At 41.7% G+C, this 21445-nt stretch carries 25 protein-coding genes; 10 read left to right on the top strand and 15 right to left on the bottom strand.

Features of this window, described 5'->3' with window-relative positions:
- Positions 1-140 precede the first annotated feature (140 nt).
- Positions 141-917 carry a substrate-binding periplasmic protein gene (locus tag ACOQOA_RS08735; protein ID WP_420548260.1) on the top strand — a complete coding sequence of 259 codons (777 nt, stop codon included), beginning with the start codon at positions 141-143 and terminating at the stop codon, positions 915-917.
- Between the two features lie 100 nt (positions 918-1017).
- On the top strand, positions 1018-1785 hold the full coding sequence (locus ACOQOA_RS08730; protein ID WP_420548259.1) for an enoyl-CoA hydratase/isomerase family protein: 768 nt from the start codon (positions 1018-1020) through the stop codon (positions 1783-1785).
- Positions 1786-1788: 3 nt separating this feature from the next.
- Here the strand turns inward: ACOQOA_RS08730 and ACOQOA_RS08725 are convergent, their stop codons facing one another.
- The 4 genes from ACOQOA_RS08725 to ACOQOA_RS08710 all read right to left on the bottom strand — a co-directional run bounded on the left by ACOQOA_RS08725 (position 1789) and on the right by ACOQOA_RS08710 (position 5253).
- On the bottom strand, positions 1789-2514 hold the full coding sequence (locus ACOQOA_RS08725) for a hypothetical protein (RefSeq protein WP_420548258.1): 726 nt from the start codon (positions 2512-2514) through the stop codon (positions 1789-1791).
- 102 nt (positions 2515-2616) lie between these two features.
- On the bottom strand, positions 2617-3429 hold the full coding sequence (locus tag ACOQOA_RS08720; protein WP_420548257.1) for a hypothetical protein: 813 nt from the start codon (positions 3427-3429) through the stop codon (positions 2617-2619).
- Between the two features lie 127 nt (positions 3430-3556).
- A complete protein-coding gene (locus ACOQOA_RS08715) occupies positions 3557-4489 on the bottom strand; it encodes an electron transfer flavoprotein subunit alpha/FixB family protein (RefSeq protein WP_420548256.1) in 933 nt (310 codons plus the stop codon).
- Between the two features lie 14 nt (positions 4490-4503).
- Complete coding sequence (locus tag ACOQOA_RS08710; protein ID WP_420548255.1) at positions 4504-5253, bottom strand: electron transfer flavoprotein subunit beta/FixA family protein; 750 nt, start codon at positions 5251-5253, stop codon at positions 4504-4506.
- A gap of 444 nt (positions 5254-5697) precedes the next feature.
- On the opposite strand from ACOQOA_RS08710, the gene ACOQOA_RS08705 reads away from it, so the two are divergent.
- Positions 5698-5832 (top strand): hypothetical protein, encoded by a 135-nt coding sequence (locus ACOQOA_RS08705; protein ID WP_420548254.1) that lies wholly within the window; start codon positions 5698-5700, stop codon positions 5830-5832.
- Positions 5819-6250: a hypothetical protein gene (locus ACOQOA_RS08700; RefSeq protein WP_420548253.1), complete on the top strand. Its 432-nt coding sequence runs from the start codon at positions 5819-5821 to the stop codon at positions 6248-6250. Before ACOQOA_RS08705 ends, ACOQOA_RS08700 begins: the two co-directional genes overlap by 14 nt.
- Positions 6251-6274: 24 nt before the next feature.
- Here ACOQOA_RS08700 and ACOQOA_RS08695 read toward each other — a convergent pair whose 3' ends face one another.
- The 6 genes from ACOQOA_RS08695 to ACOQOA_RS08670 form a co-directional block, all read right to left on the bottom strand.
- Positions 6275-6895 (bottom strand): hypothetical protein, encoded by a 621-nt coding sequence (locus ACOQOA_RS08695; RefSeq protein ID WP_420548252.1) that lies wholly within the window; start codon positions 6893-6895, stop codon positions 6275-6277.
- A gap of 78 nt (positions 6896-6973) precedes the next feature.
- Positions 6974-7789, bottom strand: a complete 816-nt coding sequence (locus ACOQOA_RS08690) for a hypothetical protein (protein WP_420548251.1) — start codon at positions 7787-7789, stop codon at positions 6974-6976.
- An 8-nt stretch (positions 7790-7797) separates the two neighbouring features.
- Positions 7798-8079, bottom strand: coding sequence for a hypothetical protein (locus ACOQOA_RS08685; RefSeq protein WP_420548250.1), 282 nt, complete (start codon positions 8077-8079; stop codon positions 7798-7800).
- 31 nt (positions 8080-8110) lie between these two features.
- Positions 8111-8689 (bottom strand): cob(I)yrinic acid a,c-diamide adenosyltransferase, encoded by a 579-nt coding sequence (locus tag ACOQOA_RS08680; protein WP_420548249.1) that lies wholly within the window; start codon positions 8687-8689, stop codon positions 8111-8113.
- A 24-nt stretch (positions 8690-8713) separates the two neighbouring features.
- Positions 8714-8920 carry a twin transmembrane helix small protein gene (locus ACOQOA_RS08675; protein WP_420548248.1) on the bottom strand — a complete coding sequence of 69 codons (207 nt, stop codon included), beginning with the start codon at positions 8918-8920 and terminating at the stop codon, positions 8714-8716.
- A gap of 132 nt (positions 8921-9052) precedes the next feature.
- Complete coding sequence (locus ACOQOA_RS08670) at positions 9053-9301, bottom strand: hypothetical protein (protein ID WP_420548247.1); 249 nt, start codon at positions 9299-9301, stop codon at positions 9053-9055.
- A gap of 163 nt (positions 9302-9464) precedes the next feature.
- Between ACOQOA_RS08670 and ACOQOA_RS08665 the strand changes: the two genes are divergently transcribed.
- The 5 genes from ACOQOA_RS08665 to ACOQOA_RS08645 all read left to right on the top strand — a co-directional run bounded on the left by ACOQOA_RS08665 (position 9465) and on the right by ACOQOA_RS08645 (position 13183).
- Complete coding sequence (locus ACOQOA_RS08665) at positions 9465-10412, top strand: AEC family transporter (RefSeq protein ID WP_420548246.1); 948 nt, start codon at positions 9465-9467, stop codon at positions 10410-10412.
- A gap of 12 nt (positions 10413-10424) precedes the next feature.
- Entirely contained in the window at positions 10425-11276 is an 852-nt protein-coding gene (locus ACOQOA_RS08660) for a DUF4743 domain-containing protein (RefSeq protein WP_420548245.1), read from the top strand.
- 39 nt (positions 11277-11315) lie between these two features.
- Positions 11316-11738 (top strand): VOC family protein, encoded by a 423-nt coding sequence (locus tag ACOQOA_RS08655; protein WP_420548244.1) that lies wholly within the window; start codon positions 11316-11318, stop codon positions 11736-11738.
- A gap of 195 nt (positions 11739-11933) precedes the next feature.
- Entirely contained in the window at positions 11934-12803 is an 870-nt protein-coding gene (locus tag ACOQOA_RS08650; protein WP_420550098.1) for an OmpA family protein, read from the top strand.
- Positions 12804-12904: 101 nt separating this feature from the next.
- Positions 12905-13183: a DUF6460 domain-containing protein gene (locus tag ACOQOA_RS08645; protein ID WP_420548243.1), complete on the top strand. Its 279-nt coding sequence runs from the start codon at positions 12905-12907 to the stop codon at positions 13181-13183.
- 19 nt (positions 13184-13202) lie between these two features.
- On the opposite strand, the gene ACOQOA_RS08640 is transcribed toward ACOQOA_RS08645, so the two are convergent.
- The 5 genes from ACOQOA_RS08640 to ACOQOA_RS08620 form a co-directional block, all read right to left on the bottom strand.
- Positions 13203-13982 carry an ABC transporter ATP-binding protein gene (locus tag ACOQOA_RS08640; protein ID WP_420548242.1) on the bottom strand — a complete coding sequence of 260 codons (780 nt, stop codon included), beginning with the start codon at positions 13980-13982 and terminating at the stop codon, positions 13203-13205.
- Positions 13983-14042: 60 nt separating this feature from the next.
- Positions 14043-16109, bottom strand: coding sequence for a bifunctional tRNA (5-methylaminomethyl-2-thiouridine)(34)-methyltransferase MnmD/FAD-dependent 5-carboxymethylaminomethyl-2-thiouridine(34) oxidoreductase MnmC (gene mnmC / locus ACOQOA_RS08635; RefSeq protein WP_420548241.1), 2067 nt, complete (start codon positions 16107-16109; stop codon positions 14043-14045).
- A gap of 2 nt (positions 16110-16111) precedes the next feature.
- On the bottom strand, positions 16112-16966 hold the full coding sequence (locus tag ACOQOA_RS08630; protein WP_420548240.1) for a trypsin-like serine peptidase: 855 nt from the start codon (positions 16964-16966) through the stop codon (positions 16112-16114).
- 56 nt (positions 16967-17022) lie between these two features.
- Positions 17023-18291 carry a hypothetical protein gene (locus ACOQOA_RS08625; RefSeq protein ID WP_420548239.1) on the bottom strand — a complete coding sequence of 423 codons (1269 nt, stop codon included), beginning with the start codon at positions 18289-18291 and terminating at the stop codon, positions 17023-17025.
- A 159-nt stretch (positions 18292-18450) separates the two neighbouring features.
- Complete coding sequence (locus tag ACOQOA_RS08620) at positions 18451-19548, bottom strand: 3-hydroxyacyl-CoA dehydrogenase family protein (RefSeq protein WP_420548238.1); 1098 nt, start codon at positions 19546-19548, stop codon at positions 18451-18453.
- Between the two features lie 231 nt (positions 19549-19779).
- Between ACOQOA_RS08620 and ACOQOA_RS08615 the strand changes: the two genes are divergently transcribed.
- Positions 19780-21435: a tetratricopeptide repeat protein gene (locus ACOQOA_RS08615; protein ID WP_420548237.1), complete on the top strand. Its 1656-nt coding sequence runs from the start codon at positions 19780-19782 to the stop codon at positions 21433-21435.
- Positions 21436-21445 lie beyond the last annotated feature (10 nt).

The raw sequence follows: 21445 nt of genomic DNA, 5'->3' as shown, positions 1-21445 counted from the left end.
TTACTAGTAAATTTCAAACGGATATAGTTTTAGTCGGAAACCGAGAAATGTCCACTTAATTCCCAAGGAGAAAGGGAAAAGGGGCAATAATTAAATAAATCAATAAGTTCGGTTTTCGCATTTGAGCAAGGACGATAAAAATGCTGAGAAATATTTGCTTCGGGATTGTGTTGGTTTTTGGATATATGTCTGCGGCATATGCTGAGGTAAAAATTTCTGCTTGTCATGGAAATGGTGGATATCCGCCTTATCATTTCACGAATCCTCAAGAACCCAGAAATCCTGAAATGATAGGTGTGTCTATCGATCTGGCCAAAGTCATTTTTGAGAAGTTATCTATTGAGCTGGAGATTAAAGCCTTGCCGTGGAAACGCTGTTTTAACAGCGCAAAAGAGGGGCGAGGTTTTGATATGATTATTGATGGCTCGTTTAAAACGGACCGCCAGGCGTTTTTTGCTTATACATCAATGATACATGTGTTGAATCCGGGAGTTGCGTTAAGAAAGGATTCCAAATGGGCGCAATTAGGGATGCTTAAAGCTACTGATTTGAAAGATGCTATCATTTGTTCTAATCGTGGTACGAATTTGGAGCCTTATGGATTTAATAATGATCAAATACCAACACGTGCTTCTGGTGTGAAACAAGGTTTATATATGGTGGATAGCAAACGTTGTGATGGGTATTTGACTTTGTATCAGGTTTTCAATGGCCATTATCGATACGGGAATGAAGGCGCATTGCCAGATAGTTTGGTGATCCGCAAATTTGACACGGATAAGACATTCGATCTACATTTTATGGTGTCTAAAACACGTCCAGATGCAGATAAATTAGCAATGAAGATTAATGCAGTTTTAGCTGAAATGTATAAAGATGGTTCTATGGATCATCTTTGGAAAAAGTATCTGAATTAATCATTTTGTATTTATATGCTTCACAAGATTGAAGTTCTCTTAAAGATATTTATTATCTTCTAAAATTTCAGAAGAATTATACATATCTATAGGGGGGCTTATGCCAAATATTATCCGTGAAGAAGTTGAAACAGGTATCATACGTCTTGGGATGAATCGTAAGCCGGTGAATGCGATGACACCGGGTTTCTTGCAAGAATTGGCAATGGCTTATAAAGAGGTGGAAGCTGATGGAAATGCCAAAGCCTTGATTATTGGCAGTGATCTTGCGGTTTTATCTGCGGGGGTGGATTTAAAGGAGGCTGTTCATTTTTCCAAGGATGATCAGGTAGCTTTAGTAAAAGGCTTGCACGATTTTCTGACCGTTGCTTATGGCCTAAAGATGCCCGTTATTTGTGAATGTGCAGGCGCGGCGATTGCGGGTGGCTTTTTCTTTGTGTTAACCGCTGATTATACAGCGGCAATTAAAGGGGCGAATTTTGCGTTGGCTGAGGCGAAGGTTGGTGTGAACTTCCCAACGGCACCTTTGGAGGTAGCCCGTCATGCGTTAACTCCACCTGCATTACGTTATATGATGTTAAGCGGTGAATTTATCAGCACTGAAAAAGCGCTGGCCTGGGGTATCATTGACGAAGAAGTTGAGGGTGATCGTAACGCAGTGAAAGCAGCAGCACTTAAGGCGGCGAAACGTTATGCCAAATTGCCTTCAAAAACTTATGGTATGATCAAGACAGATATCCGTGGGGAATGCGTTGAAAGTATCATTCGTGATACTGCCGCCAATAAGGATGGCACTGCGGATGGCTGGTTTAACGAAGAGACCGTTCCTGCCATGAATGCGATGATTGCTGCGACGCAGAAGGCTTAATTGTTAAAATTGATCATGTTCTGATTTAAATTCTATTGTTAGTGATGGATTGCTGTTAATTGATTCAATAATTGATTTTTGAAAAAGAACCTGCGACGTTTTAATGTCAACAATGGCATATCCTTGTTTACGAACGGATGGGGCAGCTGCATCAAAATTTATTTTTCCATCTCCGTGAATGGATAGGATAATAACATCACGATTAAGAAATTTCGACTTTCCTTCAACAATCGCAATTTGGTCAATCTGGAATTCGGCATCTTCTGGAACAGGAAATGTATGAATTTCGGTACCTGTTTTCACGGACTTTGGTAGGTCTGGTAAAAAGCTTAGGCCTATTAGAATATGATTACCTCTTATATGTGGATTAGTAAGATTACCGGACTTATCATACCAAAGATTATTTACACTTTGTGTCATACTAGAGGGCAACATTTTTTTGGGAAAAGATTTCATTTGATTTAATTTTATATTGTCGACAAATGCATCAACTACTTTTCTGCGAATAACGGTACCATTTGCCTCAAATGAAAAAAACTGCTTACCCATATGTCCTGTTATATTGTATTCAATGTCAGTTAATGGATGCGCCGTGAAGAATAGTTCTAGGGGTTCAGTTATTTCATTCACATTACCTTGATAGGTAAAGTCATCATTTTGCAACGATGTATTTGTAACGCATGCGGTAAGAAATAAGAGAATAATTGTTAAAAAGAATGAATTGCGCATTTTGAACTTCCCCCAGTGTTTTGATTGTTCAAAGGTAAGTATGTTTATGTATTTAAACAATAAAAAAGCCGCGCTGAATAAAGTCAGCGTGGCTTTTTTGTTTTAGGGAGTATAATTAACAAAATTTTCTAGCTGTGAATGCATTTCCCAATACCACATTTTTGATGAGTCAGTGTTTGCAATATGTGAGATGTAGTAAAGGATTTGCCCAGATGTTTGATCTAAAATCATAAAGCCAGTTTGAGTTACAGGATGGCGATGTCCAAGGTTCAAAAGAAATTGATATCCTTCCCCATTAAGCTCAAATAAAATAGCCTCTTTTCTTTTGAATTTTACAGATCCAACTACGGTTAATGTTTGTTGAAGATCCAGTGTAAATCTTTCATCTTCTTTGAACTTGAGGTCAGATATTTTAATTGTTGACCCTGTTGTCAGATTTGAAAGTAAAGAATTTGTATGTGCGAAGGGCAGGAGAAGGATGTTTTTTTCTGAAGTAAATTTTTTGCTTTCTAGCTCTTCTTGGTACTTGATTTTTAGAGGGGTGTCTTTAGTCGCGCGAAACAATGTATCATTTGTTTTGCCATATAGTTCATAGAAACCATATGTATCAATAATAGTATTTTCCGTCCTTGTACGAGTTAAATCTCCTTGAAGGTTAAAAGCTTGGTTAGTTTTTATGGAAGTGCTTACATTAATGATGCTAAACACATCTAATTTGGCCTTTGTGGGAAGGTGTGATTTCTGAAGGACCGAGATGGGGTAATTGATAGGTGTGCTCTCAGAAGTAAAAGATTCATATTGTTTCTCAAAGAATGAATCTTTCGTTGGAATCAATGCAACTTTTGCAGGATCTAAAGTCGTTTGACAAGCAACCAGTATGAGAGCCGGAATAATTGCATTAAACAATCTAAACATATTTTCTTCCCCCTATAGTTGAAGGGAAAGATAGGTTTGTTCTTTTTGAGATGCAAATAAAAAAGCCGCGCTGGATAAACTCCAACGCGGCTTAATTCTTTGTCGCTTTGACTTGTAGACTAACGGATTAGTCTAGTGCGCCTTCCAATTCAGGAACAGCGTCGAACAAGTCAGCCACTAGGCCGTAGTCAGCAACTTGGAAGATTGGTGCCTCTTCGTCTTTGTTGATAGCAACAATAACTTTAGAGTCTTTCATACCTGCCAAATGCTGGATCGCACCGGAAATACCAACAGCGATATACAATTCAGGTGCAACAACTTTACCTGTTTGACCAACTTGGTAGTCGTTTGGCACATAGCCAGCGTCAACAGCTGCACGGGATGCACCCACAGCCGCACCAAGTTTATCAGCAACTTTGTCAAGCATTGCGAAGTTTTCGCCGGAACCCATACCACGACCACCGGAAACAACGATTTTCGCAGATGTTAATTCTGGACGATCAGATTCTGTCACTTCTTCACGTAGGAAAGAAGACAGACCTGCATCGCCTGTTGCGTCCACAGCTTCAACCGCTGCAGAACCACCTTCAGCCGCTGCAGCTTCGAAAGCTGTTGTACGAACTGTGATGATGTTTTTGCTTTCAGCAGATTCAACTGTTGCAACTGCGTTACCAGCATAGATTGGACGTTCAAAAGTTGTTGCAGATTGAACTGCAGTTACTTCAGAAATTTGTTGTACATCCAACAATGCAGCAACACGTGGCATTGTGTTTTTTGCAGAAGTTGTTGCAGGCGCCCATACATGGCTGAAGCTGTCAGCCATTTTAACGATTGCAGGTGCAACGTTTTCAGCCAATTGCTTTTCATATTCTGCGCTATCAGCAACCAATACTTTGGATACGCCTGCGATTTTAGCTGCTGCTTCCGCAGCTGCTCCGCAACCAGAACCGATAACTGCAACTGTGATGTCGCCACCAGCAGCTTGTGCTGCTGTTACTGCATGCAAGGTAGCGCCTTTGATTTCAGAACCATCGTGTTCAGCAATAATCAAGTTAGACATTATTCAGCCTCCCCTTACAGAACTTTAGCTTCGTTTTTAAGCTTGTCGACCAATTCAGCGACAGAGCCAACAATAATGCCACCGGCGCGTGCTTCAGGCTCGGTAACTTTGATTGTTTTCAAACGTGGTGTTACATCTACGCCATAATCCGCAGCGGATTTTGTATCCAATGGCTTTTTCTTTGCTTTCATGATGTTTGGCAAAGATGCGTAGCGAGGTTCATTCAAGCGAAGGTCAACAGAAACAACTGCTGGCATGTTCACTTTAATTGTTTCCAAACCGCCATCTACTTCACGTGTTGCTTCCAAAGAACCATCACCTAGTTCGATTTTAGAAACGAATGTTGCTTGTGGCCAACCTGTCAACGCACCCAACATTTGAGCTGTCTGGTTGCTGTCGTCGTCGATTGCTTGTTTACCGAGCAATACGATGCCTGGATTTTCTTCGTCCATTACCGCTTTCAACAATTTAGCAACAGCCAATGGCTCTACCAATTCGTCTGTTTCGATCAGGATCGCGCGATCCGCGCCCATTGCCAATGCTGTACGCAATGTTTCCTGTGCTTGTGCAGCACCGATGGATACGGCAACGATTTCGTCTGCTTTACCTGCTTCTTTCATACGAATTGCTTCTTCAACAGCAATTTCGTCAAACGGGTTCATAGACATTTTGACATTAGCGGTTTCAACTCCGCTTTGGTCAGCTTTCACACGTACTTTAACGTTGTAGTCAACTACGCGTTTAACTGGAACGAGAACCTTCATGGTCAATTCCTCACACTAAACTTAGCCATAGATTTTGGGCGTAACGGGAAGTGATCTTGCATCCAATTTAAGCCAAGTCAAGTAAGAAGATTAGTGAATCTCTAGAATATTTTCTCTGTGACGTGTTTGGTGATTTCAGTGACGCAATCAGTCAAAATTTTTATCATCGATTATCTCTTTTTAGAATGAATTTTACGGTCCGAAAATAAGTATGAATATAAAGATAAAACAAAAAGATCCTTATTTGTTCTAATTTTATTGACAATATTCTATTTTTGTTCTATAGAAAGTATTTCAATGACTCGAAATATGATTTTCCTATCTTTTTGATAATAGGGCAGAGTCTATGGATATTCCCTCTATAAATATTTTTCTAAGCTGATCTTCGGAAAGTTCAAATTTTGCGCTGAAGATCGATTGGTAACTCTAATAATGGAACATATAGTGAATAAAAATATATTTTCTCTAAAATCAACATTGGCTAAAGATAGCCCAGCCGATCCAGAAGATACTTTAAATGTGAAGATGAAACTTCATAAATTCGGTTTTATGGATATGCCATCCTATGGTTTGGCATGATATGCCGGATCAACCGATGTTTGATGGTATTAAGAAATTTCAGGTCGCCAAAAAATTAAAAGTTGATGGTGTAATGAAGCTAGGCGGTGAAACAGAAAAAGCCCTGCAGTCCCATCCAGGAAAGCCTGGTCCAGACTTACCTGTGGTCATGCCAGGGCCAGGAGAAGGCCAAGATGAGGGTTGTACTGAGATTACTCAACGATTGAACCGTTCATACGAAGAAATGAAGGAATTGAAATTTAAGATTAAGGGGCTTCAATCAAAAGCGGAAGAAAATGTCTCTGAAGCAAAATCAATCAAGGAAATTGCAGGTATTGCTTCTGATATAGATGTCGTTTTAAAAGCTGCTGTTGGATTATCCGGTTCTCAACTATTGTCCCGGTTGTCGGCAGCAATGAGTTTAGGATGTCAGGTTTAGATGGTTAATTCTGCTCGATATATACTAACTATCGAGTAGTTCCATATACCAATTTAGAACTTCTTTGGTGAAATTTGTGATTTTATAACTAATTTCGATTTCAGAAGAAATTTTATCGGCCTCTTTCTGCATCAATTCATTCCAATGCTTAGCTTTAGGCAAATCAACTTTTTCATTTTCATATATTGTTGCCAACGCCCAATAGGCGAAGGTTGAGCCTTGCTCTGTTGATTGAAGAAAATAACCCATGGCTTTATCTATATCATTGAATCCACATTTATCTTCGTAATACGCAAGGCCTAAGAAATAACTGCCTCTGCCTGCTTGTGAGGTTCCTTGGGCTTCCTCTCCAAGGGTAAGCGCTTTAGAGCAAGCTTCTTCCGGAGGTAATGTGATATAGTAAATATGGGCAAGATAGGCACTGGCGGCTTTTTCTCCTAGTTCGCGTGCACGTTCAAAATATGGTTGTGCTTTTAATCCGTCATATAATGGATAGTGGCGGGATGCATATTTCTCACCAATACGCATTGCGATTTTCGGATCGTTGATATTTTCAGGATCAGGCTGCGTAAATTGTGCAATAAAGTAGATCCCAACCAAAGTAGTTGGAATAAGCATAATTGCAATTATGAAGCGTTTCAGCATGTTTCAAAATCCTAAGACGTTTATCCTAAAGTCATAATGAAAGGGTTTGAGCTGTTTTTCAATTTATCCGAGAAAATTTTAAAGAATATGTGCGCCGACCACGTTTTCGCGGGATAGATTGGCGGCTTGGTCTGCCTTTGGCATTTCCTCTACAGGACAAATTTGCCAGTTCCATAACTTATCGGGACGCGGCATCTTAACACCATCTAGTGGATCAATACGTTCTAGTACGCGACCTTGCAATATTTCCTTTGTTGTCCATTGGCGGTCGCAAATTAAGAGTTTTACCGCCTTTTCAAATTTTAACATCCATTGAAGATGGGCTGTTACCAGATCATGACCAAATTTTGTAATGGCTTCATCATTATCTACCCCATGGGTTTGAAGCCATGTTGTCGGGCTAATCGAAAGTTGGCTGGCGATGTTTAAAGAAACGACCAAGTCAATATCCGGAAATCCGTGATAGAGGCTTGGTAAACCAACAACAGGAATCTGATTTGGATGTTGGATTAAACGATCACAAAGTTCCGTAATATCGCCTGAAAATAGGATAACTTTTTCATGTCCGATTTTTTTATGAAGTTTTTTCACGCGTGACTTCATGCATCTCGGGTGCACCGCGTCCAAAAGAATAATTGTGTTGAACTCTATCGCCAATTCTTCTAGCGGTAAATCATAACCGGGACCTGACCCGACAATGAGTGCTGTGCGTTTAAGCTTACATGTTTCAGCTGCATCTAGGATAGCTTGCTTGGAATTTTCTAAATGGCTTTCCCATGCTTTTTTACATCTTTCATAACGGGCCTCTATGCCAATACTTTCTGTGAGGTAACCAAGTTTTTTTGCCCATTTGGGGGCAGGGCTGGTTAGATATGAAAGTATTTCTAAAATCATGAGGCTGTTTAGATGTTATCACCGCTGATCATGGCAAGTATAAGGCCTGTAGCCATTGCCGCAATCGCAAGGTATTTTTGGGCCCGTATAAATTTCATACCTGTTTCTGTGTAAGCAAGGTCTTTATTTTTAAACATGGAATCTTTATGCACAAATTGAAGCCAATCTTTACTGCGATGGCGCATGGCAAAAAATTGGCAGGCCACAGCGGCAAAGATAAATCCACCTAGCAAAATGAATAATGCGATTTGGGCAGGTGAGGAGACAATTTCAGTAGTTTCAGATGTCATGTTTTGATCTTGTTTTAGTTATGGGGAATGCCTAACGATTGGCACCGGGAACCCATAACACATCATTCTTACCCTTGTCATTGCAATAACGGCTTAAGACAAAGAAAAGGTCAGAAAGACGGTTCAAATATTTGACAGCTTCTGGATTAACGGTTTCCTCGTCAGCCAGTGCGACACATAATCTTTCTGCGCGGCGTGTAACCGTGCGCGCCAGATGCATATAAGCTCCAGCGTCAGAGCCGCCTGGTAAAATAAAACTCGTCAGGTCTGCTAGATCTTCATTAAATTTGTCGCATGCAGTTTCGATGGCTTCCACTTGGGTCGCGGAGATACGTAGCGCCGCCGCAGCTTTTTCAGGATTTTTTGCTTCGTCGCCTTCTGGTCGACAAAGGTCGGCTCCTAAATCGAAAAGGTCATTTTGAATGTTGCCCAATAGGGCATCAATTTCACCTGTTGTGTGAAGACGTATTAAGCCAACACATGAATTGGCTTCATCTACAGTACCATATGCTTCTACACGCAAGTTGGCTTTGGAACGGCGGGATCCATCGCCTAAAGATGTTTCGCCTTTATCACCGCCACGGGTATAGATTTTTGTTAAGCTGACCATAACTGCCTGACCCTTTTGTTATTTTTAGTTACCACCATTTTTCATGAGGTAAAGGCCCAACATAAACATAGCAATTGCAAAGGCTTGGGCAACAATACGGTAGCGCATTAGGCGGTTGGACCAACGGTCATTAAACTCACCGCCACGTGCCATGGAAATGATACCAATTGCAAGTATGACAAGTGTTGCGATTAGGCCGATAGCCATTAAAATGGTTGCAAAAATATTCATGTATTTATCTACCTTTGTCTCTGAATACGTTTGGTATAAAGAGACAGATTAAATCTATTTGGAATCTTTTTAAAACCTAGGTGTTTTTTTCACAAACCACAATGAGAAAGAAGGATCCCATTTAAGCTATTTTTAGGAAATATCTGTTTTCAGCTGTCGGGCAGGAAATTGCAGGATATTAGATCGTCTTGGGTAGGGATTTAATCGCTTGCGTCTTGCTTCTTCTTGTTCCTTGGCCAGATCAGAAAATAATTGTCCAATGACCGTATGATCATTCATAGGAAAGCTAGCGTTATAACCTCCATGATCATAACGGATCGTACAACTGGGGCGCCGCCCCCAAGTTCGTAATCTGTTTATATCGCCATCTTTATGCCGCACGACTTTCTCCTCTAGAAACAGTGATGACATTCTATTGATTGTGGATCAAGTGCTTGTCTGAATTTTCTTGTCTAGCTGCTTGTTCCAATTAGGAAATAAAATTACACTTGGGAGTGGGATTTTTGATCCGGGGTGTGGGAACGATCTGATCTAAAGGTATTTTATGACAGTTGTATTAGAAATCGTATTGCCAGTTTTTGGTATTGTGATGATGGGTTTTGGGGCCAATAAGCTTGGCTGGTTTAGTGAGCAGGCTGAACAAGGATTAACCAAGTTTACCTTTAATTTTGCGGCCCCTTTGATGTTGTTCAATGTGATTTCCCAAGTTGATCTTCCATCCGATCCGCCAATTTCCCTCTTCATAACATTTTATGGGCCTTTGTTTACTGTGGCCATTTTGGGTTTTTTGTCTTCGCGATATATTTTTAAACGTAATTATACCGTGCAAGTTATATCTGGCTTCTGCTGCGCTTTCGGTAATCTCCTATTGCTGGGATTACCTTTGTTTTTGTTAGCGTTTGGCGAAGAAAAGATTTTGCCATTCTTTATTTTGTTATCCGTGCATGGTTTGACTTTGTTTACAATTGTGACTGTATTACTTGAAATAGGGGTTAAAAAAGAAAATTCAGGGAATTCAGGAAATAAGTTAGTAAAAACGATTGCTGTTGCTCTTATACAAAACCCTATCCTTATCGGCATTGTCATTGGTTTAGCTGTAAATCTGATGTCGATCCCGATGCCTGAGGCCGTTTATACATTATCAGGACTGATGAAAGGTGCGATGATCCCTGCTGCTTTGTTTGCCTTGGGGTCAAGTTTAACACGCTATGGTATTCGTGGGCGTTTTTGGGAATCCTTATCTATCGTGATTTGCAAGATTATCATCTTCCCAATTCTAGTTTATATCGTTGGGACATATATCTTTGAGCTCGATTATTTTGTTGTGGCGTTATTAACTTTGATGGCAGCTCAACCGCCCGGAGTGATGGGATATATGTTTGCGACAAAATATCACGTTGGCGAGGCGGTTGTATCAACCAGCATTTATGTTGCAGCTGTTAGTTCTGTTGTTACACTGACGTGGCTATTATATTTCTTTAACGTTCGATAGATGGATTAGGACATGCCGGGATTTTATCGACATATTGAATTTGCCAATAATACAGATATCACTCATTTCCTACCTTATAAATGGCAAGGAAAACGGATCGGATGGATACGAAAGTCAAATCTGGATTTGTTATCTGCCTATCCTGAAGCATTTAATATCCAATCAGATCAGGTTATATTTGCACCGAATATTGATACGTATGAAGGACGTACAACTGTATTACACGATGCATTAAGTGATTTACATGACAAGGGTCAGCTTGGAGGTTGGTGGGATGAACTATATCCTTTGGTACAGGCCTATGGGCAAGATCCTATTGCGGAATTGGAGCGTGGCGGTTGTCCTTATTTAGGTATGCGATCCTGGGGAGTGCATATGACAGGATATGTACGTAAATCTGACGGATTGTATTTATGGGTTGCAAAACGATCTATGAGTAAGCGCAATGACCCTGGTATGTTAGATAATATGGTGGCTGGTGGCCAACCTCTGGGGTTGAGCATAAAAGAAAATATGCAAAAAGAATGCGAAGAAGAAGCGGGTATACCATTTATCTTAAGCCAGCATCTGAAACCTGTTGGTAGTATTACATATTGCTATGAGCATAAGCATGGCTTGAAGCCTGATCAGATCTTTAACTTTGATCTGGAACTCCCAGAAGATTTTGTACCTCGCGCATTGGATGGCGAAGTAGATAGCTTTACTTTAATGCCTGTGCATGAAGTTATGGAATTGATCAGTCAAACAGATGATGTGAAATATAATTGTAATCTTGTATTCATTGATTTCTTCATCAGACATGGATATCTGCATGCGGATAATGAACCGGAATATTCGGATATTTGTCTAGGTCTAGCGCAATAATTACTGAAATAATAAAATAAATTCAGAAAGGATCGAACAATGGTAATGCCGCCTTTTCATTTAGCTTTTCCCGTAAGCGATTTAGATGCAACACGTGAGTTTTACGTAAATGATCTTGGTTGTGAAATCGGGCGCGAGGATGTGAAATGGATAGATTTTAATTTTCACGGACATCAGATTTCGGCCCATCTTCGCCCCGAAGAGGTAACTATTGCGCACACCAATTCCGTTGACGGAGATCAGGTGCCAGTGCGTCATTTCGGGTTGGTTTTGCAATGGGATAAGTGGGAAGCGCTTCATAAGAGTTTAGAGGCGAAAGGGCGCGAATTTCTTATTGAACCTCGTACACGTTTTGAAGGTCAGGCAGGAGAACAGGGTACTTTCTTTTTGCTTGATCCTTCAGGCAATGCGCTGGAATTTAAATCCTTTAAAAATATGGATCAACTATTTGCGCGTGATTAGCGGTCAGGTTGCTTTTTTATATCAGCAACTCATAACAAACTATTGAGACCAAATGGTTGTCAGGTTGTATTTCATAAATTTAACATAATTCAGGGTTTGTATATCACCACTGTTTTATGCTTATAATGTGTTGGGGCCTAAATCTATTTCTCCGACGACACTGAAATATATCAGGAGGACTGACCAGTGAAGAAAATGAAAATTGCAACTTTAGTTGTTTTAATGCCTTTGGTGGCTGCATGTGCAAATCGCTTGCCTCATGTGGCTGAGAACCCACCTTCGTCCGGTGCATTCGAAAAGGCTTTGCATCAGGGATATGTGGGCTTAGCACAGGCTGAGATTGATGAATATGATTGGTCAGATGGCGGCAAATTCACCAAACGTGCAGATATGCTTTCTAATGGCAGTATGGTTTTACCTGAAGAAATCGCGATGCGAGACTTACCTGCAGATCGTGTAAGTGTTTTGACATCATCCCGCGCACGCTTAATGAAGGCAATCGATGGTGGTCTAACATCTGAGTATCCAAATCAGCTTGCGCGTGCACAAGTGGCATTTGATTGTTGGATGCAAGAGCAGGAAGAAAACCGTCAACCAGCAGATATCGAAGCATGTCAAAAAGATTTCATCGCTGCGATGGAAGAGGTTGAAGCTGCCGAGAAGGCAAAAATGGCAAAAGCAGAGCCTGCGCCGGCACCAGCTGCGACACCTGCACCGACACCTGCAACATTGCCGGAAGGTATTGCTATTTACTTTGATTTCGACAGCGCAAATCTAGGTGGCTATGGCAATTCTGTGGTTGAAGATGCGGCATCTGTATTTACTGATCTAGGCGCGACATCTGTAACATTGTCTGCATATGCTGACCGTTCTGGTGATACAGCTTATAATGATGCACTTGCAGCGCGTCGCGGCGAAGCTGTAAAAGCGGCTTTGATTGCAAATGGTATAAGTGCTGACGCAATCACGGTTGAAGTACTTGGCGAACGTGAGCAAGTATTTGCCACAGAAGATGGCGTACGTGAAGCACGTAACCGTTCTGTATTGTTCAATTTTGCACGTTAATCGTTCAAAAAAGAATAACGAAATTAAAGGAAGGCCTTGCAGCCTTCCTTTTTCTTTGCGATTTTAGGCGATGACATAAATACAATTGGAAGACAGTACCAATGGCAAGCGAAACCCAAAATACGGTCATAAGCAAAATTATTAAATTGGCGGTAGCTAGTTTAATCGTGGGATTTGTGGTGCATTTTTTTGGCCTTACACCTGAACGTGTTTGGGAGAATTTAGGTGAAACTGTTCATGCACTTTGGGGGATTGTGCAAGGTTTCTTTACTTGGGCGGGTGACTATATTCTAACAGGTGCGCTGATTGTGGTGCCAATCTGGGCTATTGTAACGGTATTGAAATATGTCAACAATGCGATTTCTAATCGTAAGAAATAATAGATTTCATAGCCCGTTTTTAAGACGCTTCACGTAATTTCATTCTAATGGGGCCATCTTTGTCACCATTCAACATTTGTATCAATGCCTGATGATTTGATGTCTTGGCTTCATTGCTTGGCCCTTGCCATTGAATGATCTTGTCATGCAGTAAGGCAATATGACTATATCTTTTCTCTAAATCTGTCATATCACCGGTCACAACTAATGCTGTGGCGTTTGTCCGTTTCACTAAATCTTGAATAAGATTGGTGATTGCCAAAGACAAGATAGGATCCAGACCTGCTGTGGGATCATCCAGGATCAGGAAATCAGCTTCGGAAGCAATGGCACGTGCAAGGCCTACACGTTTTTGCATGCCGCCTGATAAATCAGATGGAAAAAGCAATGCTGTTTCTGGTTTTAAGCCAACTTTGCCTAATATTTCTATTGCTTTTTCATAGGCTTGCTTACGAGATAGGCTTTTATTTGAAATTGGACGAAAGCAAACATTTTCCCAAATAGTTAAGCTATCAAAGAGCGCGTTTTGTTGAAATAAAACCCCAATTCTATCCATAAGGCGAGCTTTGTTTTTACGGTTAAGTTTGCTGGTATTTTGACCTTCAATACTGACACTACCGCTATCAATTGGGTAAAGTCCAAGAAGGCATTTCAGTAAAACGGATTTACCAGATGCACTTGGACCGATTAAAGCTGTTACGGCACCCTTTGGAATAGCAAGAGACACATCTTTCAATACCAAATGATCACCAAATGACTTGGTCAGGTTCTCAATATGAATAATGTTTTCTTGGGACATAGATAGGGCCTTCAAATTCGTTTTGGTGAGTTTAACTGTTTCGTAAGGGGCGGGGCAAGTTTAGTTTTCGTCACGAAGATGTGGAGGGCGTTTCAGTTTTCGAATATGAAACCGTGCTGGATGCAGCGCAATTAATTGATCTTTTGGTAAGGCGCATGGCTCACCAGTAATCAGATCAGCCAGAACCTCTGCTAATAGTGGTGACGTTTGTACGCCGCGACTGCCAAGTCCTGTCAGACAATAAAGGCCTTCATGATATTGTCCTTCAGGATATCGATGAGATGGCTTGCCATGATGAAGATCACCATAGGTTTCTTCAAAAAAATCATAGTCAGGCAAAGGGCCCACAATTGCCAGATGATCAGGGACTGTGGCTCTTAATCCAGCTCTGCCTGAAAGGTCGCTAATTTCTTCATCTAAATCCAGAGACGGTAAAAATCTTGCCACATTTTCTTTAATATCTAGTCGGTCTTCTTCTCTAAGATGACGCCAGTCTGCGATTTCATTCTCATTCTCTACAGGTGGGTTTATGTCGAAATTCGCATAGCTGGCACCTGCCACATGAAGGATGCTATCTTGATTGTTAATCGCAATATTCTCAGCTGGACTAATGTAACCTTCAAACGCAATGCTACAATTTAAAGTACGACTTTTTTCTGTGGCTTTATAGTGAACAACTTGCCCTCTTTTTGCATGAAGGGGCACTTCCCAACTGGTCCATAATTGATCCGCATAAGGTCCATTTACAAGAATGACGGCTGCGTAATCTTCGGAAATGAATTCTTTGCCATTTGCAAGGCCGTACAGCCGCCATCCAGTTCGAAGCTTTTCGATACGTTTTATAAGATGGTTGGGATGGAAATTTGTGTGATTTTGGGCAGCTGATATCACCCAATCACGGGGCGAAACGCATCCGGCAGATGGAAAATAAAGTGCATCTTGTTCGATTGTCGTTGTGGCAATCTCGCTAGCTTTTTCCGCAGAAACGAATTGCATGACATTGGCAGGAAGGCGGGCCTCGTCTACGAGCGCTTGGAATCGGGCACTTTCGTCTTCAGTTCTGGCCAGTTGTAAGACACCTCGTTTAGGAAGCCATATATTTTGTTTGTGGCTTCCAGTTATGCCTGAATAATGTCGAACAGCATGTAGAAAGGCACTGGCATTAAATTTTCCATCTAAGCTATCTGCAGCTGTGAGACGTGGTTGTACAAGGCCAACCAGATTACCAGAGCCGACAGAAGCGGCTTGAGGTGCAGCTTCATATATATGTGGTTCAAAACCTCTTGCAACGAGAGCATTTGAAGTCATAAAGGCAGCGATACCACCGCCAATCAAGGCAATTTTTTTGCCCTTTGAAAGTGGAGGTGTAGGTGCATACCAAGGCGTTTTATGCGATGAATTCATAGGTGTCTCTGAATTCAATATGCCAGATAAGCATTCCCGTTTTTTGCCAAAGCCGGACCTCTTGGACATATTAAATCCGACAGCTTCCAGTCCACGGCGTACATGTCCAGCTGCCGTAAAGGTGGCAAGTTTGGCATTTGGTTTGGAAAGTCGTGCAATTTCTTTATAGAGATCCTCTGTCCACATACTCTCATTTTGTGAGGGAGCGAACCCATCTAAAAACCAAGCATCCACAGAACCTTGTATTTGTGGGAACATTTCCTCGGCTGTGCCGAAAAGAAGTGTGAGTATGACGCGGCCTTCATCGAATGAAATGCGATGAATCCCTGGATGTATTTCAGGATAAGAAAGGCAAAGTTTTTCTGTATATTTAGAAAGTTCAGGCCAAGCTGATAAGGCTTTTTGAATATCTTCCACTGCTAGCGGATATGCCTCTACAGACAAAAAATGCAAACGTTGATTTGGTTGGCTGCCGGTATCCCACTCTTTCCAGAGGTTGAGGAAGTTTAATCCAGTTCCAAAGCCCGTCTCACCAACAACAAGACAGGGGGAGGTTTCCCAAATATCGTTCCCACCAATACCCTCTATAAAGACATACCGACTTTCTGCAAGGCCATCAGTTGGATTAAAATAGATATCTCCGAATTCTATGGATTCTGGTGTAATGCCATCTTTCCAGTTTAATTCAGGAGATTTTAGCTTTTCTCTTTGTGTAGAAGCCATGTTTATTCTGCAGATACTGTTGGGGCTTTTCCTTTGGTGTAATGGATTGTTTGTTTCCTGGAAAAAGCTTCGCCCTTGTTTAGCAACTCTGCCATATGCTTTTCAAGTGGTTCCAAAGTAACGGCGTAGTTTATACCATTTTCATAATTCACTGCAGCATTGATGCCGATGAGGGTTGCATAATTTTTATATATGATTGCAATGGGGCCACCGGAATCCCCTTCAACTAACTGGCAGCTATGCCGTAAAATGACCTGATCATCAGGTGACATTTTCAACCCGCATTTGGTTTCTACGGTTAGGGCGTGAATGCGGTCTCTTGGATAGCCTGCCACAAGAACTTTACCACGTGAATTAATCGTATCTCCCAGAGTTTTGGTATTGAATACTCCCCAGCCAAGATAGCCTGTTTCTTTTCCAATGGGATCTTTCAACCTTATCAACGCCCAATCATTTCGAATTTGATCACGACTGACATATTTTCCTTTGGATTTGAATTTATTGTTACTGATGATTTCGACACCAGTGGTATGGGCAAGAAACTCACCTTTTTGATACCCAGCTGCAAAATGCACAATTTTGGGGTTTACGACTTTTTCTGTTATCGGGTTGATGACGCAATGTGCTGCGGTGATTAGAATATCTTCGGCAATTAAGGTACCGGTACAGCTTGAACGGTTGGAAAAGCCCGCCCAGTTTACTGTGCCAATGGCACTATAGGGATAAGTTGTTGCATCTTTAATTTCACGATGCTTGGTTGTTGGAATGTCTAATGTAAATTCTGAAGCAAAGGCGTTTTGACCAAAGATCAAACATATGAGGCCAATGGAGAGATAAAATTTTGTAAAAAATCGCATGAGACACTCTAACGCTGGAAATGAATAAGCGAACTATAAGCGATTGTTTTTACTTGTCATGCAAAAATTGCGGAGACAGTGACACCAGTAAGATCAAGGGATGTATCAAGTCCGCGTAATTCTACATCAATTCCGTTTTCAGTTTGGCCATCGGCAGCTTGTTGATAAGCAAATTGGACCACAATATCATTGGCATCTGATACATAAAGATCAGTAATGGCCATATTAACAGTTCCATCTGGTAAGGTTTCAGAAGCTTGAACACGAAGATCGTTTTGTTCAATTGCATCTAGCGCATCTGTATAACCTAAGCTATCAACACCGGAGATAAACAAGGTTAAGCGTTTTGTTGATGTCTCATCCTCAGTAAAGAATGTATAGCGTAAAACAGGTTCATCCCCGTCATACGCATCAGCGCGTTCTCCGCTGGTTGTAATGGATACAGTCTGATACTCACCACGTGCTTCATAGACACCGTTATTGTCAGTATCTTCTAGTTCAACAAAGGACAAGTAATCCGTATTCTTATTGCTTGCGGCGGTATAGGTGTAATCAGCCAAATCGGCATATTCAATAACAGTGTCTTTTGAAATCTCGGCATTGGTTGAATCTGTTATGGTGCCAACACCGTCAGAGCCCACTTCACTGAGTAAACGTATGGCCAAATCTGTCGGGCTTCCTTGCGAATTCGCAAGAACTAATTCTGCGAGATTAATACTTTCTCCTTGAGCTAAACTAACCCGGCGGAAAAATTGAGTATTTAAGGTGTCATCTTCGACTACGCTGTCATACGTGGTTCCAAAAGAATCTAACTCACTTGGACGGTTTGTGTAGGAAACAATCAAATTGTCGAGATCTTTGGCCGTATAGTCCACTCCATTGGATATAATACCCTGTGCTTGTTCAGAAAGCAGAATTTCAAAGGATGTGTTACTTAAAATATTTCCGGCAATATTGCGAATAGTCGGTAAGCTATCAATTAATCCCTGACTGTTAAGATAGTCATATGCACGTTGAGCAAGTTCTGTATTTGAAGACGCAGAAAAACCTCCTTCGCCCACACCTGTGACTTGGGATGACAATAATAGGGTGTTTGTCAGCCCTATATCTACCGGACGATAGAATAGGGAAGGCGTGTCGTTACTATAGCCGACAATCTGCCTTGTTTCACTGACCACACCGCCCTGAATGCCCGTCGGGTCCAGAACCGTACGGAACGCTCGCGACAGCGAGGATACGCCACTTTCTGCGAAGCCGGAGGCGGCTAACGTAGAAAAGATCGAGTTTTCCGAAAACACTGAACTGACGCCTGTATTAAGCGTCATCTCTCTCTCTCACTCTTGTCCAAAATTTTCGTATATGAACATTATCTTACGAAAAAACGTAAGAATCTCCAAGTCTTATTTTCTGCGGAAGTTGGACAAAAAGAAAAGGCACCATCCGAAGATCGCGCCTTTTCGAAACATTATGCGAAGATATTAAGCTTATCCACGTAAGCTTCCAACCTTATTAATAGAGGAAGGCATGGTGTGACCATATTGATCAATGATTGGGGTCAAGATACGTGTTACTTCTTCTTTGCCCAAGCTATCCATCAATTCACATGGGGCTTTACCAAAACGTAACGCAAGACCTGCGCCCATATCAATTTCACCAGCGGTGGCAACATTTTCATCCAAAGCTTGTAAAACAGGGAAGAATGCCGCAGCACGAAGACGGTCCGCAACCACGCCATCATTTTCCGGCTTACCTTCATCTGCGTCATCAATTGCGTAATCTTCGCCTTTAGGGCCTTTATCTTTAAGGCTTTCAGCAACGGTATAGAAGGCACCATGCGGCGCTAGATTGGTTTGCGCATGATACATTACGGAGGATTTTACCAAATTGGTTACCATCATTGGTCCTGCCGCGACTTCCATACATTCTTGTGCAACGCGGTCCAATTGTTTCGCAGATGCAATACCTTCATCTAACATACGTACCGCTTCATTTGCATAAGGAACAAAGAAACGATTGATTGCAAAGCCAAAGTTATCGGAGCATGCAATTGGTTTCTTGGCTGTATTTTTACAGAATTCAAGGCAACGTGCAAAAACGGCATCATCAGTTCCTTCGCCTTTAACAACTTCCACGATTGGGTTGATGGCAGCAGGGTTGAAATAATGTAAGCCTAAGAAATTACTAGGATTTTTAACTGTTTTCTGTAAGTCAGATACACGCAAGCAAGAGGTATTGGTCGCAATCACTGCATCATCAGGCATGATATCGTTTAATTTTTTGAACAATTCTTCTTTAACAGAAAATTCTTCGAAGATTGCTTCGATTACCAGATCACATTCACCGCATTTGGCAAGGTCGGTTGTGCCTTCCACCAAAGACATTGCTTTTTCAACGTCAGCATCGGAAATTTTACCTTTTTCTGCAGCACGGCTAAAGAATTTATTAACAGCTGCAACACCGCGATCTACACCTTCTTGTGCTGTATCAACAAGAACGACAGCAACACCTTGCTGTGCAAGATTGGTTGCAATACCTGAACCCATGGTGCCTGCACCAACAATCCCAACTTTTGTGAAACTCATAACTTTTACTCACGTCTTTATGGTTAATTTTTCAGCCGAGCCCTAAACAAGGCCGTTTCGAGTAAGGCATCATGACTAAGTCAAAATTAATGTCATTGATGTTTCACTGAAATCAGCACTATATTTATGGAGAAATTCCCTGCTTCTTCGGAATTGTGCAATGCAACAATTTTGAAGTCAAGATTTGTGTGGTATTTTAGAGTTTCAAGAACCAAGATTTAGAGCTTTTGAATGTCCGACGCCAAAACGCAAGCTATGATGAAACAAGCCTTTTTGCTGGATCGCCAGGGAAATGGGTCTATGGCTGTTATGCTATGGCGTAAAATTCTTCTTGCTCACCCAGATCATGTACCTTCGATTTATTACATGGCGGATGTGCTTTTTCGACTTGGTCGACTTTCCGAAGCAGAAGCTGCTTTGCGTGTTGCGTTGGAACGCGCGTCTGGTGAAGCTCATATTTGGGTGTTGCTTGGTAAAGTTCTAACTGACTGGGGAGAAGGCAGTCTGCAAGAAGCGGAAGAGTGTTTTCACAATGCAATCGCACGTAACCCAGACAGTCCGGAAGGTCAGATTGGTCTTGGCGAATTTTATCTGTCTCAACAGCGGGTGATGGAAGCCATGGCTGCTTTCCAAATGGCTGCAGATAAAGCACCGGATAATCCTAAGGCATTACGCGGGCTTGGTGAGGGATGGTGGCAACGTGGCCAAATGGAAGAAGCGCTTAGATGTTTCCGTGAAGCTCATGAAAAGGCACCTGATAATAAAATGGTGGAACTGCGTTTTGCGACCGCGCTACTTTCAACCGGCAATTATCTTGAAGGCTGGACCAAATTTGAAGCGCGCCTCAAGGAAAGACGAGCCTTGCCAATCACCGATTTACCAATCTGGGATGGTACTGATTTACGCAATCGCGGATTAATCGTGATCTGTGAAGGTGGTTATGCGGAAACTGTTCAGTTTTGCCGTGTGGCAGGACTTGTGAATCTGGTCTTCCCGGAAGCTAAGGTCACTTTGGTTGTCGCAGATGAAATGAAACCTCTTTTGCGTACGATGCGCTGGTCTGTAACCGTGATAGGTGAAAGTGAACGTTGGCAGGAAGCTGCAGCATGGGTGCCTTTGCTTTCCATTCCCGCAATTTTAAAGATGGATAAAACCGAAATTCCAAATCGTGTTCCATATCTTCGGCCTGATCCGACAGCTTTGGCGCCTTGGCGTGAAAGAATGGGTGAAGGCATCAAAATTGCGGTTGCATGGCATGGGAATGAACCAGCTTTTGATGATCGAGAACGAAAAATCCCCTTAGATACCTTTGAGGCTATTCAGAAATTGGATGATGTTTCCTTGATTTCTGTACAGAAAGGTGAAGGACATCAAGATATTGATAAAGTGCCTTTTCCAATTTGGGATTTTAATGAAGATTTGGACGAAGCTGGTGGCGCTTTCATCGATACCTTGGCAATACTTGAATGTTGCGCCCTTGTGATTACCGTTGATAGCGTTATTGCCCATTTGGCGGGCGCCTTAGGAAAGCCTGTATGGGTACCATTGCCAGCAGGGCAACCTGATTGGCGTTGGGCTGCAGAAGGTCGAGATACTGCATGGTATCCAACCATGGAATTATTTCCGGCTGATCCACATGAAAGTTGGGCAGATCTGATGACGCGCTTGGCACGTAGACTAGAAATGATGCAAAAGGGATTGGATCCTGATGAATTGGACAAATCTTTGACACAATCTAACGATATACCGTCCCCAGAGTTGGGTGAAGAAGTGAAGGTTAACCAAATGATCGAAGATGTAAATGCATCGACGAATTTGGGGGAAATGGACCCCATGACTGGTATGGTTGCTCCGATGCCTTCACAAAATGGTGATTTGATTGAATAAGTATAAGACC

It is taken from the genome of Curvivirga sp., from assembly GCF_965219885.1.
In the GTDB taxonomy this organism is placed as follows: domain Bacteria; phylum Pseudomonadota; class Alphaproteobacteria; order UBA8366; family Aestuariispiraceae; genus Curvivirga.
The sequence above is the reverse complement of the archived record's forward strand: the minus strand, read 5'-3'. Positions and strand labels throughout refer to the sequence as shown.

Bases quoted from the DNA above. Each gene is read 5' to 3' on its own strand.
- ACOQOA_RS08720 (WP_420548257.1), bottom strand. From the start codon at position 3,429: ATGTTTAGATTGTTTAATGCAATTATTCCGGCTCTCATACTGGTTGCT.
- ACOQOA_RS08685 (WP_420548250.1), bottom strand. From the start codon at position 8,079: ATGACATCTGAAACTACTGAAATTGTCTCCTCACCTGCCCAAATCGCA.
- ACOQOA_RS08700 (WP_420548253.1), top strand. From the start codon at position 5,819: ATGGTTTGGCATGATATGCCGGATCAACCGATGTTTGATGGTATTAAG.
- ACOQOA_RS08645 (WP_420548243.1), top strand. From the start codon at position 12,905: ATGGCAAGCGAAACCCAAAATACGGTCATAAGCAAAATTATTAAATTG.
- ACOQOA_RS08695 (WP_420548252.1), bottom strand. From the start codon at position 6,895: ATGCTGAAACGCTTCATAATTGCAATTATGCTTATTCCAACTACTTTG.
- ACOQOA_RS08660 (WP_420548245.1), top strand. From the start codon at position 10,425: ATGCCGGGATTTTATCGACATATTGAATTTGCCAATAATACAGATATC.
- mnmC (WP_420548241.1), bottom strand. From the start codon at position 16,109: ATGGCTTCTACACAAAGAGAAAAGCTAAAATCTCCTGAATTAAACTGG.
- ACOQOA_RS08620 (WP_420548238.1), bottom strand. From the start codon at position 19,548: ATGAGTTTCACAAAAGTTGGGATTGTTGGTGCAGGCACCATGGGTTCA.
- ACOQOA_RS08710 (WP_420548255.1), bottom strand. From the start codon at position 5,253: ATGAAGGTTCTCGTTCCAGTTAAACGCGTAGTTGACTACAACGTTAAA.
- ACOQOA_RS08715 (WP_420548256.1), bottom strand. From the start codon at position 4,489: ATGTCTAACTTGATTATTGCTGAACACGATGGTTCTGAAATCAAAGGC.
- ACOQOA_RS08615 (WP_420548237.1), top strand. From the start codon at position 19,780: ATGTCCGACGCCAAAACGCAAGCTATGATGAAACAAGCCTTTTTGCTG.
- ACOQOA_RS08630 (WP_420548240.1), bottom strand. From the start codon at position 16,966: ATGCGATTTTTTACAAAATTTTATCTCTCCATTGGCCTCATATGTTTG.
- ACOQOA_RS08675 (WP_420548248.1), bottom strand. From the start codon at position 8,920: ATGAATATTTTTGCAACCATTTTAATGGCTATCGGCCTAATCGCAACA.
- ACOQOA_RS08650 (WP_420550098.1), top strand. From the start codon at position 11,934: ATGAAAATTGCAACTTTAGTTGTTTTAATGCCTTTGGTGGCTGCATGT.
- ACOQOA_RS08655 (WP_420548244.1), top strand. From the start codon at position 11,316: ATGGTAATGCCGCCTTTTCATTTAGCTTTTCCCGTAAGCGATTTAGAT.
- ACOQOA_RS08730 (WP_420548259.1), top strand. From the start codon at position 1,018: ATGCCAAATATTATCCGTGAAGAAGTTGAAACAGGTATCATACGTCTT.
- ACOQOA_RS08735 (WP_420548260.1), top strand. From the start codon at position 141: ATGCTGAGAAATATTTGCTTCGGGATTGTGTTGGTTTTTGGATATATG.
- ACOQOA_RS08680 (WP_420548249.1), bottom strand. From the start codon at position 8,689: ATGGTCAGCTTAACAAAAATCTATACCCGTGGCGGTGATAAAGGCGAA.
- ACOQOA_RS08640 (WP_420548242.1), bottom strand. From the start codon at position 13,982: ATGTCCCAAGAAAACATTATTCATATTGAGAACCTGACCAAGTCATTT.
- ACOQOA_RS08690 (WP_420548251.1), bottom strand. From the start codon at position 7,789: ATGATTTTAGAAATACTTTCATATCTAACCAGCCCTGCCCCCAAATGG.
- ACOQOA_RS08725 (WP_420548258.1), bottom strand. From the start codon at position 2,514: ATGCGCAATTCATTCTTTTTAACAATTATTCTCTTATTTCTTACCGCA.
- ACOQOA_RS08665 (WP_420548246.1), top strand. From the start codon at position 9,465: ATGACAGTTGTATTAGAAATCGTATTGCCAGTTTTTGGTATTGTGATG.
- ACOQOA_RS08625 (WP_420548239.1), bottom strand. From the start codon at position 18,291: ATGACGCTTAATACAGGCGTCAGTTCAGTGTTTTCGGAAAACTCGATC.